At 72.0% G+C, this 12,732-nt stretch carries 12 protein-coding genes; 10 read left to right on the top strand and 2 right to left on the bottom strand.

The window, feature by feature from the left end:
* The first annotated feature begins 28 nt into the window (after positions 1–28).
* The 6 genes from trhO (at position 29) to JOD48_RS05885 (ending at position 5,506) form a co-directional block, all read left to right on the top strand.
* A complete protein-coding gene (gene trhO, locus JOD48_RS05860) occupies positions 29–988 on the top strand; it encodes an oxygen-dependent tRNA uridine(34) hydroxylase TrhO (RefSeq protein WP_204808008.1) in 960 nt (319 codons plus the stop codon).
* Between the two features lie 266 nt (positions 989–1,254).
* Positions 1,255–1,698 (top strand): 50S ribosomal protein L13, encoded by a 444-nt coding sequence (rplM, locus tag JOD48_RS05865; RefSeq protein WP_030151909.1) that lies wholly within the window; start codon positions 1,255–1,257, stop codon positions 1,696–1,698.
* Positions 1,699–1,744: 46 nt separating this feature from the next.
* Positions 1,745–2,233, top strand: coding sequence for a 30S ribosomal protein S9 (rpsI, locus tag JOD48_RS05870; RefSeq protein ID WP_138825522.1), 489 nt, complete (start codon positions 1,745–1,747; stop codon positions 2,231–2,233).
* Positions 2,234–2,386: 153 nt separating this feature from the next.
* On the top strand, positions 2,387–3,751 hold the full coding sequence (gene glmM / locus JOD48_RS05875) for a phosphoglucosamine mutase (RefSeq protein ID WP_191791505.1): 1,365 nt from the start codon (positions 2,387–2,389) through the stop codon (positions 3,749–3,751).
* Positions 3,748–4,434: a peptide deformylase gene (locus JOD48_RS05880; protein ID WP_204808010.1), complete on the top strand. Its 687-nt coding sequence runs from the start codon at positions 3,748–3,750 to the stop codon at positions 4,432–4,434. Before glmM ends, JOD48_RS05880 begins: the two co-directional genes overlap by 4 nt.
* Positions 4,435–4,750: 316 nt before the next feature.
* Positions 4,751–5,506, top strand: coding sequence for a DedA family protein (locus JOD48_RS05885; protein ID WP_204808012.1), 756 nt, complete (start codon positions 4,751–4,753; stop codon positions 5,504–5,506).
* A 12-nt stretch (positions 5,507–5,518) separates the two neighbouring features.
* Here the strand turns inward: JOD48_RS05885 and coaA are convergent, their stop codons facing one another.
* Entirely contained in the window at positions 5,519–6,466 is a 948-nt protein-coding gene (coaA, locus tag JOD48_RS05890) for a type I pantothenate kinase (protein WP_191791640.1), read from the bottom strand.
* Positions 6,467–6,671: 205 nt separating this feature from the next.
* Between coaA and glmS the strand changes: the two genes are divergently transcribed.
* On the top strand, positions 6,672–8,537 hold the full coding sequence (glmS, locus tag JOD48_RS05895) for a glutamine--fructose-6-phosphate transaminase (isomerizing) (RefSeq protein WP_191791503.1): 1,866 nt from the start codon (positions 6,672–6,674) through the stop codon (positions 8,535–8,537).
* Positions 8,538–8,654: 117 nt separating this feature from the next.
* Entirely contained in the window at positions 8,655–9,005 is a 351-nt protein-coding gene (locus tag JOD48_RS05900) for a holo-ACP synthase (RefSeq protein WP_191791501.1), read from the top strand.
* A gap of 128 nt (positions 9,006–9,133) precedes the next feature.
* Here JOD48_RS05900 and JOD48_RS05905 read toward each other — a convergent pair whose 3' ends face one another.
* Positions 9,134–10,186 (bottom strand): LLM class F420-dependent oxidoreductase, encoded by a 1,053-nt coding sequence (locus tag JOD48_RS05905; RefSeq protein ID WP_191791499.1) that lies wholly within the window; start codon positions 10,184–10,186, stop codon positions 9,134–9,136.
* A 92-nt stretch (positions 10,187–10,278) separates the two neighbouring features.
* Here JOD48_RS05905 and JOD48_RS05910 point away from each other — a divergent pair, with 92 nt between their 5' ends.
* Positions 10,279–11,952 (top strand): bifunctional ADP-dependent NAD(P)H-hydrate dehydratase/NAD(P)H-hydrate epimerase, encoded by a 1,674-nt coding sequence (locus JOD48_RS05910; protein ID WP_204808014.1) that lies wholly within the window; start codon positions 10,279–10,281, stop codon positions 11,950–11,952.
* A 63-nt stretch (positions 11,953–12,015) separates the two neighbouring features.
* Entirely contained in the window at positions 12,016–12,729 is a 714-nt protein-coding gene (locus JOD48_RS05915) for a nucleoside/nucleotide kinase family protein (protein ID WP_204808017.1), read from the top strand.
* The last annotated feature ends 3 nt before the right edge of the window (positions 12,730–12,732 follow it).

Below are 12,732 nucleotides of genomic sequence, written 5' to 3' on the forward strand. Positions count from 1 at the left end.
GCCGCCGTCGGGCTCCTAAAATGGAGCAATGGCCGTCCCCAAGATCATCCTCTTCTACGCCTTCACACCGCTCGCCGACCCGCGCGCGGTGCAGTTGTGGCAACGCTCCCTCGGGGAGCAGTGGGGACTGACGGGACGCGTCATCGTCTCCGAGCACGGCATCAACGCGACGCTGGGCGGGACGGTCGAGAACCTCAAGCAGTACGTCAAGACCACCAAGCAGTACCCGGGCTTCGCGGGGATCGACGTCAAGTGGTCGGACGGCACGGGCCGCGACTTCCCACGCCTGTCGGTCAAGGTACGACCCGAGCTCGTGAGCTTCGGCGCGGTCGACGAGCTCACCGTCGACCAGGACGGCGTGGTCGACGGCGGGGCTCGCCTCGACCCCGAGGCGCTGCACGAGCTCGTGGCCGAGCGTGGCGAGGACGTCGTGTTCTTCGACGGCCGCAACGCGTTCGAGGCCGCGATCGGCAAGTTCCGTGGTGCGGTCGTACCCGACGTCGAGACGACCCGCGACTTCGTGGCCGAGCTCGACTCGGGCGCGTACGACGACCTCAAGGGCCGCCCCGTCGTGACCTACTGCACGGGCGGCGTGCGCTGCGAGGTCCTGTCCTCGCTCATGCTCGCGCGCGGCTTCGAGGAGGTCTACCAGCTCGACGGCGGGATCGTGCGCTACGGCGAGACGTTCGGCGACCAGGGGCTGTGGGAGGGGTCGCTCTACGTGTTCGACGAGCGCATGCACGTCGAGTTCGGGACCGAGACCGTCCCGCTCGGCGCGTGCAGCGAGTGCGGCGGCCCGACGGCCAAGTACGAGAACTGCGTCGACCCGGGCTGCCAGACGCTGCGCCTGTTCTGCGCCGACTGCGCGGGCGTCGCGCGCACGCTCCAGTGCGACGCGTGTGCCGACCTGCGCCCCGGCACGTATCCTCGTCCTCGGGAAGGCGCGACCACCGGCCTCTCCCACGACCACCACCGGGCAACCGCCTGAACCGGCGCTCTGGCGCCCGTGCGTGCGCCGTCGGGCACGCTGCTCACCGAGGGGCCTCACCGCCCTCGGTGTGACGCAGCATGTTTTGACCCTGCACGGGCCGTCCAGGTAGTCTGTTGAGTCGTTGTGCTTCCCCTTCGGTATCTCGTCACTTGTGCGCCCACTCGCTCCGTGACCTGGACAGCAGTCAACCGAAGGCCAAACGACTTGTCGGACGCAGGCTCCTGCGCCGAAGACACCGAAGACACGAAACGAAGGCTACGACCGTGCGTACGTACACCCCGAAGCCCGGCGACGTCCAGCGTGACTGGTACGTCATCGACGCGACCGACGTCGTCCTGGGCCGTCTCGCCACCCACGTGGCGACCCTGCTCCGTGGCAAGCACAAGGCCACCTTTGCTCCGCACGTCGACGGCGGTGACTTCGTCATCGTCATCAACGCCGGCAAGGTCGCCCTGACCGGCAACAAGCGCGAGCAGAAGCTTGCCTACACCCACTCCGGTTACCCGGGTGGTCTTCGGGCGGTCGCGTACAGCGACCTGCTGGAGAAGCACCCCGAGCGTGCTGTGGAGAAGGCCGTCCGCGGCATGATCCCCAAGACCTCGCTCGGCCGCGCCCAGTTCGGCAAGCTCAAGGTCTACGCAGGCTCTGAGCACCCGCACGCCGCGCAGCAGCCGAAGACTTTCGAGATCACCCAGGTCGCGCAGTAGGCTCCGCCTGCTCGTAGACGAGAACTTAGGACGCGAGGACACACCAGTGGCCGAGACCACCGTCGACATCGACGTGCTGGACGAAGAGACTCCCAGCAACTACACCTCTGAGAGCGCAGCCCCCACGGGCCGTGGCCAGAGCATCACCGCCCCCGCGCAGGCCCTGGGCCGTCGCAAGGAGGCCATCGCCCGCGTGCGCCTGGTGCCCGGCACCGGCCAGTGGAAGATCAACGGCCGCACCCTCGAGGGGTACTTCCCCAACAAGGTGCACCAGCAGCTCGTGAACTCCCCGCTGAAGCTGGTCGACGTCGAGGGTCGCTTCGACGTCATCGCCCGCATCAACGGTGGTGGCACGTCCGGCCAGGCCGGCGCCCTGCGTCTCGGCATCGCCCGTGCGCTCAACGAGATCGACGCCGAGCACAACCGCCCGGCACTCAAGAAGGCCGGCTTCCTGACTCGCGACGCACGCGTCGTCGAGCGCAAGAAGGCCGGGCTCAAGAAGGCCCGTAAGGCTCCGCAGTACTCCAAGCGCTGATCCAGCGCTTGCGCACGACGGCCCCGGTGGACACAGTCCACCGGGGCCGTCGTCTTTTGTCAGGGATGCTGACGAGCGACCGGACCGGTCGGCTCGCAGCGGGGGCGGGGCAGGCCCTGGTGCCTGTACCGTCCCGTTGAGGGAGGAAAACTCATGGGACGACTGTTCGGCACCGACGGCGTGCGGGGGCTGGCGAACAGGGACGTCACGGCCGAGCTCGCGCTCGGCCTGGGCGTGGCTGCCGCGAACGTGCTGGGACGCACCGGACAACCCGACGGGCACCGTCCGCGTGCCGTGATCGGGCGAGACCCGCGTGCCTCGGGCGAGTTCCTGGGCGCGGCGGTGACCGCGGGCCTCGCGAGCGCCGGGGTCAACGTGCTCGACGTCGGCGTCCTGCCGACCCCGGCCGTCGCGTTCCTCACGAGCACGCTCGACGTGGACTTCGGCGTGATGATCTCGGCCTCGCACAACCCGATGGCCGACAACGGCATCAAGTTCCTGGCCCGCGGCGGCATCAAGCTCGAGGACTCGCTCGAGGACGAGATGGAGCGCCAGCTCCACGCCGAGTGGGACCGCCCGCTCGGCGCCGAGGTCGGCCGCGTGCGCCGAGACACCGGGAGCGCCGGTGCCGACTACGTCGAGCACCTCATCGCGAGCATCGGGGCGACCGGGGACGCGCTCCCGCTCTCCGGCCTGCGGATCGCGGTCGACTGCGCGAACGGCGCCGCGAGCGACGTCGGACCTGCCGCGCTGCGTGCCGCGGGCGCCGACGTCGTCGTGATGAACGCGAGCCCCGACGGGCGCAACATCAACGAGAAGTGCGGGTCCAACCACCCCGAGCAGCTCCAGGCCGTCGTCGTGGCGTCAGAGGCGGACTTCGGTGTCGCGTTCGACGGCGACGCGGACCGCTGCATCGCGGTCGACCACCGCGGCGTCCTCGTGGACGGGGACCAGATCATGGGCGTGCTCGCGCTCGCCGAGAAGGACAAGGGCCGCCTCGCCGACGACACGCTCGTCGTGACCGTCATGAGCAACCTCGGCCTGATCCTCGCGATGCGCGAGGCCGGGATCCGCACGGTCCAGACCGGGGTCGGCGACCGCTACGTGCTCGAGGAGATGCGTGCCAAGGGGTACACGCTCGGTGGCGAGCAGTCGGGCCACATCATCCTGTCCCAGTTCGCCACGACGGGCGACGGCGTGCTGACCGCGCTCCAGCTCGCTGCGCGCATCCAGGAGTCCGGCGCCAAGCTGGCCGACCTCGCGGGCGCCGTGCCCAAGCTGCCCCAGACGCTGCTCAACGTGCGCGGCGTGGACAAGGCGCGGACCGCGACCGACGAGGTGCTCCAGGAGGCCGTCGCGGCCGCCGAGGAGCGTCTCGGCGAGACCGGGCGCGTGGTCCTGCGCTCCTCGGGCACCGAGCCGCTCGTGCGGGTCATGGTCGAGGCAGCGACGCAGGCCACGGCGGACGCCGTCGCCGAGTCCCTCGCGGGCGTCGTCCGGGACCGGCTGGCCCTGTGACGGGTCGACCTGCCGCCCCCGGGCCGGGAGGCGGGTTCGCCGGTCCCGTCGACGAGTCGTTGAGGGACCAGGTCGCGGCGCACCTCGCACGGTACGACGACGGCGTGCTGCCCATCGTGCAGGCCGGGCACCCCGTCCTTCGCCGTCCCGCCCTGGCGTACACCGGGCAGCTCGGGGACCTCTTCCCCCGGCTGGTCGAGGCGATGCGCACGACGATGCACGCGGCCCCGGGCGTCGGGCTCGCCGCCCCGCAGGTCGGGCTAGGGCTCGCGGTCGCCGTGGTCCAGGACGCGGGCGTCACCGACCCCGAGGACGCGGACCTCCGGGAGCGGTACCCCGTGCCGTTCCGGGTGCTCGTCAACCCGTCCTACACCGCGGCGGACGACGAACGGCGGTCCTTCTTCGAAGGCTGCCTGAGCGTCAGCGGGTGGCAGGCCGTCGTCGCGCGGCACCGGTCCGTACGCCTGACCGGGCAGGACGAGCACGGTGCGCGCGTGGACGAGGTCCTGACGGGATGGCCCGCGCGGATCGTCCAGCACGAGACCGACCACCTGCGGGGCGAGCTCTACCTCGACCACGCGGAGCTGCGGTCGCTCTCCTCGAACGACAACATGATGCGGTACTGGGGTGGCACCCCGGACCCCACCGAGGCGTCCGAGGCGCTGGGCTTCCGGCTGCCCTGATGTCGCGGGGACCGGAGCACGGAACGCGCGCCCGGAGCACGGAACACATCGTCCGGAGGACGTCACAGCATCCCTGCGGGGGACCTCCCTAGGGGTGGATCTCCCTCCGGAGGATGACGTGACCGGCCTGACGATCCGGCAGAATCGTCCTCGGAAGGTGGGGGTCGACATCAGGGCAGACTGGGGGGTTTCCCCGATGGTGTCGGGCCTCCGTATCCGTAGGCTGGTCACAGGCGTCGACACGATGCCTGTGACCAGCCGGTGACCAGCCGGTGACCAGCCTGGTCCGCCCCGCCGACCGACGAACAGAGGACCCGTGATCGAGGCCGTTTCGACCTTCTTGGAGAACCTGGAGATCTGGGTCCTCGCACTCGCGGCGTCCGCATGGATCTACCCCGCCCTGTACGCCTTCGCGACGATCGACGGCTTCTTCCCGCCGATCCCCAGCGAGTCGGTCGTCATCACGCTCGCCGTCGCGGCCAGCGCCTCGGGAAACCCGAACCTCGTGCTCGTCCTGGTCATCGCTGCCGCAGGAGCCTGGACGGGCGACCAGATCGCCTACTCGTTGGGCCGCGGGATCGGGACCGAGCGCATCCGCTTCCTGCGGACCGTGCGCGGCCGCAAGGCGGTCGCGTGGGCCGACCAGGCGCTCAAGGCGCGCGGCGCAGCCTTCATCCTGGCGGCCCGCTACGTCCCGATCGGCCGGGTCGCGGTCAACATGACCGCAGGCGCCGTGGGATACCCCCGCCGCCGCTTCATGGCCTACTCCGGCCTGGCCGCCGTCACCTGGGCCCTCTACTCGGTGCTCATCGGGCTCGTGGCAGCGCAGTGGCTCGGGCACCAGCCGCTGCTCGCCATGGTCATCGGCGTCGTCATGGGTGTGCTGTCCGGCGTGATCGTCGACCGCGTCATGAACGCCATGGCACGCAGGCGCCGGGCCCGGGAGGCCGCTCGGCGAGCCGTCCAGGACGCAGCCGGCGCCACCCCGATCCACGGCGAGCCGACCGACCCGACCACCGCGACGTCGTCGGGCGTGGAGGGCGACCCGAGCGTGGTCCGTCGCGCCTCCTGACCTCCGGCCCGCTCAGACCTTGCGCAGGCGGGCGCGCTGGACCGAGTGGTCCGAGCCCTTCGTCAGCACGAGAGTCGCGCGCCCCCGCGTCGGCAGGATGTTCTCCTCCAGGTTCGGCGCGTTGATCGAGTCCCAGATCGACTTGGCCTTCTCGACGGCCTCCTCGTCCGTGAGGGTCGCGTAGCGCTTGAAGTAGGACTCGGGGCGCGCGAACGCCGTCCGGCGCAGCGACAGGAACCGGTCCACGTACCACTGGCGGATGTTGCGCGTGCGCGCGTCGACGTAGATCGAGAAGTCGAAGAAGTCGCTCACCGCGACCGCCTGGTCGTCGGACGGTCCCGGACGGGCCGGCTGGAGGACGTTGAGGCCCTCCACGATGAGGACGTCCGGTCGGCGGACGACGGTCTCGGCCCCCGGGACGATGTCGTAGGTCAGGTGGTCGTACACGGGGCTGCGGACCTCGGGCACTCCCGCCTTGACGCGAGACAGGAACCGGATCAGGGCGCGCCGGTCGTACGACTCGGGGAACCCCTTGCGCTCCATGAGCCCGCGGCGTGCGAGCTCGGCGTTCGGGTAGAGGAATCCGTCCGTCGTGATGAGCTCGACCCGGGGGGTCTCCGGCCAGCGGGCGAGCATCTCGCGCAGGATGCGCGACGTCGTCGACTTGCCGACGGCGACCGACCCCGCGACCCCGATCACGTACGGCGTGCGGGTCGAGCTCTCGCGCAGGAACGTCGAGGTGGCCTCGTGCAGGCCGCTCGTCGCCGTCACGTAGAGGTTGAGCAGCCGCGAGATGGGGCGGTAGATCGCGTCGACCTCCGCCAGGTCGATCGGGTCGCCCAGGCCGCGGAGCTTGACGACGTCGGCGTCCGTCAGCGGCAGCGGCGTCGACTCGGAGAGCCTGCTCCACGCTGAACGGTCCAGATCGACGTACGGGGACGCCGTCGAGAGGTCGGGCAGGCGCCTGGACCCGGGCGAGGCGTCCTGATCGGTCGCGGGAGCACCCTCGAGCGGAGGGACGGGCAGGTCGGAGGAAGGAACCACTCGGACGATTCTGCCGGACGTCGGGCCGCACCGTGAACACGAACAGGCCGGACCGCTAACAAAGAACCGCGAGATGTCGCGGCTGCGAAGCCTCCAGGACGTCCGGCTAGACTCCGAAACCATGTGTGGAATCGTGGGTTACGCAGGCCCTCCTGAAGCGTCGGGGCGACCCCTCGACGTCGTCCTCGAAGGACTCGGCAGGCTCGAGTACCGCGGCTACGACTCGGCCGGGGTCGCGCTCGTCGCGCCCGACCAGACGGACGTCGCGACGGCCAAGAAGTCCGGAAAGCTCGTCAAGCTCGTCGACGAGCTCCAGGCGCACCCGCTGCCCGCGGCCTCCGCGGCGATCGGGCACACCCGCTGGGCGACGCACGGCGCCCCGAACGACACCAACGCGCACCCCCACCTCGCCGACGACGGCCGCCTCGCCGTGATCCACAACGGGATCATCGAAAACTACAGCGGACTTCGCGAGTCCCTGCTCGCCGACGGCGCCACGTTCCTCTCCGAGACCGACACCGAGGTCGCCGCCCAGCTCCTCGCCCGTGCCTACCGCCGCACGGGGGACCTGACCGAGGCCATGGCCTACGTCGCCCGCCAGCTCGAAGGAACGTTCACCCTGCTCGCCGTCCACGCGGACGCCCCGACCACCGTCGTCGGCGCCCGGCACGACTCGCCGCTCGTCGTCGGGCTCGGGGACGGAGAGAACTTCCTCGGCTCCGACGTCGCCGCGTTCATCGCGTCCACCAAGGAAGCGCTCGAGCTCGGCCAGGACCAGATCGTCACCATCACCCCGGACAGCGTCGAGGTCGTCGACTTCCACGGCAAGCCCGCCGAGGCCACGCGCTTCACGGTCGACTGGGACGCCGCAGCCGCCGAGAAGGGTGGCTTCACGTCCTTCATGGACAAGGAGATCCACGACCAGCCGCACGCCGTGGGCGACACCCTGCTCGGGCGCACCGACGCCGAGGGCCGCCTCGTCCTCGACGACCTGCGGATCGACGAGGCCGTGCTGCGGACCGTCGACAAGATCATCGTCGTCGCGTGCGGCACGGCCGCCTACTCGGGGCACGTCGCGAAGTACGCGATCGAGCACTGGTGCCGCATCCCCGTCGAGGTCGAGCTCGCCCACGAGTTCCGCTACCGCGACCCGATCGTCAACGAGAAGACGCTCGTCGTCGCCGTCACGCAGTCCGGCGAGACCATGGACACGCTCATGGCCGTGCGCCACGCGCGCGAGCAGGGCGCCAAGGTCATCTCGATCGTCAACACGCACGGGTCGACCATCCCGCGCGAGTCCGACGCCGTCCTGTACACGCACGCCGGGCCCGAGATCGCCGTCGCCTCGACCAAGGCGTTCCTGTCGCAGATCACCGCGGCCTACCTCCTGGGCCTCTACCTCGCGCAGCTGCGCGGCAACAAGTTCCCCGACGAGATCCGCGAGATCCTCGACGACCTGCGCGAGATGCCCCGCAAGATCCAGACCGTCATCGAGCGCGGCGAGTACGTCAGCGCCGTGGCGCGCTCCATGAAGGACGCGACGTCGGTCCTCTTCCTGGGGCGTCACGTCGGGTTCCCCGTCGCGCTCGAGGGCGCGCTCAAGCTCAAGGAGCTCGCGTACATCCATGCCGAGGGCTTCGCCGCGGGCGAGCTCAAGCACGGTCCCATCGCGCTCATCGACGAGGGGCAGCCGGTGTTCGTCGTCGTGCCCTCGCCGCGCGGGCGCGACTCGCTGCACTCCAAGGTCGTCTCCAACATCCAGGAGATCCGGGCGCGCGGCGCGCGGACCCTCGTGATCGCCGAGGACGGCGACGACGCGGTGCTGCCGTACGCCGACGAGATCTTCTGGATCCCGCAGTCGCCCACCCTCATGTCGCCGCTGCTCGCGGTCGTCCCGCTGCAGATCTTCGCCATGGCCCTCGCCACGGCCAAGGGGCTCGACGTCGACCAGCCACGCAACCTCGCGAAGTCGGTCACGGTCGAGTAGACGGCCGTCCCGCTCTCCGACGGAAGCCCGCCGTGCCCGCGCACGGCGGGCTTCCGGCGTCCGAGGCCGGGCCCTCGCGGCCCTCGGCAGGCCGGCGCCAGCGCATAGGGTGAGCGCATGATCATCGGGGTGGGTATCGACGTGGTCGACGTCGCGCGGTTCATGGACACGCTCGAACGCACGCCGCGCCTGCGCGAAAAGCTGTTCACCCCGGCCGAGCGGGACCTGCCCCCCTCGTCGCTCGCGGCCCGGTTCGCCGCCAAGGAGGCCATCGCGAAGGCGCTCGGTGCGCCCGGCGGCATGCGCTGGCAGGACGCGACGGTGCACCGGGTCGTCGGGGGAGCGCCCCAGGTCGAGATCTCGGGGACGGTCCAGGCGCGGGCCACGGAGCTGGGGATCGCGACGTTCCACCTGTCGATCTCGCACGACGCGGGGATCGCGTCGGCCATGGTGGTCGCGGAGGGCTGAGGGGTCCGCCGTCGAGCATGCGGTTCGTGTCGGTCGACCATGCGGTTGGCGTCGTGAAACACGTCGAGACGAACGCCAACCGCATGGTCGGCACCGAGCCTGTCCGCCGGCACGGGCCAGAGTGCGGCTCAGCCCTGCAGGGCCGGGATGACCTCGCGCTCGAACAGCTCGAGGCCGGTGCGGTCGTACGCGGCCTCCGCGAAGTACGTGATCGCGTACGTCATGCCCGCGCCCTCGAGCTTGCGCAGGTTCTCGACGATCTGCTCGGGCGTACCGACGAGCGGGCCCGAGCGGAAGTCGGCCACGGTCTCCTCGGCCTTCGCGGGGACGGTCTTGGCGTAGTGCTCGCCGATCCACCGCAGGCGGTCCTCGACGTCGGCCTCGGTCGCCCCGATGACCACGTTGTAGTTGGACGAGCGCGTGATCTCCTCGAAGGGGCGCCCGATCGCCTCGCAGTGCCCGCGCAGCACCTCCGACTTGTGCGTGAAGTCCTCGAGCCGGCCGTCGAAGTTCGTGTACTGCGCGTGCTGGGCCGCGATGCGCAGCGTCTTCTTCTCGCCGCCGCCCGCGATCCACAGCGGGATGCTCGGGGCGTCGGCGCCGTCCGGCCCCACGCCGTCGAGGACCTGGAGAGGCTGCGGGTGGCACAGTGCGCCGTCGACCTGGAAGTACGTGCCGTCGAGTGTCGCGGATCCCGTGCGCCACATCTGCTCCATGACCTGCACGCCCTCGTCGAGCGCGCCCAGGCGCGCGCCCGCGCCGGGGAAGCCGTAGCCGTAGGCACGCCACTCGTGCTCGTACCAGCCGGCGCCGATGCCCATCTCGGTGCGGCCGCCGCTCACGATGTCGACGGTCGCGGCGACCTTCGCGAGGTAGGCGGGGTTGCGGTAGGCGATGCACGTGCACATCTGGCCCAGACGCACGCGCTCGGTCGAGGCAGCGAACGCGGCCATGAGCGTCCAGGCTTCGTGCGTGGCCTCGCCCGTGGGCTCGGGCACGGTGTGGAAGTGGTCGTAGACCCACGCCGACTCCCACGCGTGGCGCGCACCCGGGAGGCGCTCGCCGGCCAGCGCGGTGTCCGCGTGGCGCGCGAGGGAGCGCATGGTCTCCCACTGCTCGGAAGGGTCGATGCCGACGAGGTCCTGGCGCCAGCCTTGCGGGATGAAGAGTCCGAATCGCATGGTCGCCAATCTAGCCCGGGAGACCGCGGGCGCGTCGGGTCCGGTGCACCGGTGGTCCGGCGGGGAGCGTGGCGGCGGGGCAGGATGGGCCCATGATCGAAGCGTTCACCGCCGCCCAGGTCCGCGCCGCGGAGGAGCCGCTGCTCGACCGCGGGGTCCCGCTCATGGAACGGGCCGCGTTCGCGCTCGCGACGGTCGTGGCGCAGGACCTTCGGCGTGGCCCGCACAGCGGGACGCCCGACGGCGCAGCGCGACCTCGGCGCGTGACCGGTCGAGGGGTCGTGCTCCTCGTGGGCTCGGGCAACAACGGCGGCGACGCCCTGTTCGCGGGGGCGTACCTGGCGCGGCGCGGCGTCGCGGTCGAGGCGGTCTGCACGAGCGAGCACCCGCACGCCGAGGGGGTGGCGGCCCTGCGTCGTGCGGGCGGGAGGGTGCTCGACCTGACGGCACCGGCCGTGCGCGCTCGCTGGTCGCAGGTCCTGGACACGGTCCTCGCGGCCGACGTGGTCGTCGACGGGCTGGTCGGGATCGGCGCGAGCGGGGCGCTGCGTGGCCTGGCAGGGGAGCTGGTCGGGGCTCTCGTGGACGAGCGGTCGCGGCGGTCTGCGAGGCGGTCCGCGTCGGCCGGGTCGGGGAACGGGGGCCCGTGGGTCGTCGCGGTCGACACGCCGAGCGGCATCGGGGTCGACGACGGCTCGGTCCCCGGGCCGGTGCTCCCCGCCGACCGGACGGTCACGTTCGGCGCGCTCAAGCCCGGGCTGCTGCTGCCCCCTGCGACGCATCTCGCCGGGGTCGTGACGCTCGTCGACGTCGGGCTCGAGGACGTCGGTGGTGCGCGCGGCCCGGTGGTGCGGCGCCTCGAGCGCGCCGACGTCGCTCGCCTGTGGCCCGTCCCCGGTCCGACCGACCAGAAGTACACGCGCGGTGTCCTGGGCGTCGTCGCCGGCACGCCCACCTTCCCGGGCGCGGCGGTCCTGGCCGTCACGGCGGCGGTCCGCGCGGGCGCGGGCATGGTCCGCTATCGCGGGCCCGACGACGTCGCTCACGTCGTCGTCTCGGCGCGCCCCGAGGCCGTGCCCGCCGAGGGCAGGGTGCAGGCGTGGGCGCTCGGCTCCGGGATCCCGGCGGCGGAGGAGCGAGGTGGCGCACGGGACGGCGGCGGGAACGGACACGGCGGGCAGAGCGCGGACGCCGGGCAGCACGAGCGGATCCGGTACGCGCTCGCGGTCGCGTGCGGGGTGCTGGCCGAGGACGTGGCGGGACCGCGGGTACCGGCCGTGGTCGACGCCGGGGCCCTGTCGCTGCTCCCGGACCGCTGTCCGGCGTCGGTCGTCCTGACGCCGCACGCGGGGGAGCTCGCGGTGCTCCTGCGAGCGCGGGGCGAGGACGTCGACCGCGCGGGCGTCGAGGCAGAGCCGGTGCGCTGGGCGCGCAGGGCGCACGACCTCACGGGCTCGACCGTGCTGCTCAAGGGGGCGGCGACCGTGGTGGTCGGTCCGGCCGGGGCGTGGTCGCAGGCCGACGGACCCGCGTGGCTCGCGACGGCCGGGGCAGGAGACGTCCTCACGGGTCTTGTGGGTGCCCTGCTGGCGGCGTACAGCGAGCGTGTGGTGCAGGAGCCCGGCCTGGCGGCAGAGCTCGCTGCTGCGGCTGCTACGGTCCACGGGTGGGCGGGCGCCCGGGCGAACCCGGGGGGACCCGTCGCGGCGCTGGACGTCGCAGAGGCGCTGCCGGGCGTGGTCGCGGAGCTGCTCCGCCGAGGGTGACGGTCTCAGCCGCCGAGGGCTACACGCGAGCCCGCCGAGGGTGACGAGACGAGAGGGCGACGCATGCCGATCGAGGGTGAGCAGGTCGTGGTCGAGGGTGACGTCGCGGCTGCCCTCGCGGCGCGGTGCCGGTCGCTCGTCGAGGCGGCACGGCGTGCGCAGGGACCGGGCGGTCCCGTGCGGGTGCTCGTCGGGATCGCGGGTGCGCCGGGAGCCGGCAAGTCGACGCTCGCCGGCGAGGTCCTCGCGTCGCTCGCGCACCCGGTCTCCGGGGCGCCGGCGGTGCGCGCCGTCGTCGTGCCGATGGACGGGTTCCACCTCGCCGACGTGGAGCTCGGGCGACTGGGGCGCCGCGACCGGAAGGGGGCACCGGACACGTTCGACGCGCACGGTTTCGTGGCGCTCCTCGAACGGCTCCGGTCGCCGCGCCCGGGAGCCACGGTCTACGCCCCGGCGTTCGACCGGGACCTCGAGGAGCCCGTCGCCGGGTCGATCCCCGTGACGCCCGACGTCGAGCTCGTGCTCACGGAGGGCAACTACCTGCTGCTCGGCGAGGGCCACGACGAGGGGCGCTGGAACGCGGTACGCGGACTCCTCGACGAGGTGTGGTTCGTGGAGCTTCCCGACGAGACCCGGGTCGAGCGTCTCGTGGCCCGCCACGTCCGGCACGGCAGGTCGCTCGCTGCCGCGCGGGACTGGGTGCTCGGCTCCGACGAGACCAACGCCCGGCTGGTGGCCTCGACGCGGGACCGGGCCGACGTCGTCGTGCATCCCTGAGCA

It is taken from the genome of Oerskovia paurometabola (genome assembly GCF_016907365.1).
Lineage (GTDB): Bacteria > Actinomycetota > Actinomycetes > Actinomycetales > Cellulomonadaceae > Oerskovia > Oerskovia paurometabola.

Excerpts from the sequence above, each read along its gene's own strand:
- glmS (WP_191791503.1), top strand. The coding sequence starts at position 6,672 with ATGTGTGGAATCGTGGGTTACGCAGGCCCTCCTGAAGCGTCGGGGCGA.
- glmM (WP_191791505.1), top strand. The coding sequence starts at position 2,387 with ATGGGACGACTGTTCGGCACCGACGGCGTGCGGGGGCTGGCGAACAGG.
- JOD48_RS05915 (WP_204808017.1), top strand. The coding sequence starts at position 12,016 with ATGCCGATCGAGGGTGAGCAGGTCGTGGTCGAGGGTGACGTCGCGGCT.
- JOD48_RS05905 (WP_191791499.1), bottom strand. The coding sequence starts at position 10,186 with ATGCGATTCGGACTCTTCATCCCGCAAGGCTGGCGCCAGGACCTCGTC.
- JOD48_RS05910 (WP_204808014.1), top strand. The coding sequence starts at position 10,279 with ATGATCGAAGCGTTCACCGCCGCCCAGGTCCGCGCCGCGGAGGAGCCG.
- JOD48_RS05900 (WP_191791501.1), top strand. The coding sequence starts at position 8,655 with ATGATCATCGGGGTGGGTATCGACGTGGTCGACGTCGCGCGGTTCATG.
- trhO (WP_204808008.1), top strand. The coding sequence starts at position 29 with ATGGCCGTCCCCAAGATCATCCTCTTCTACGCCTTCACACCGCTCGCC.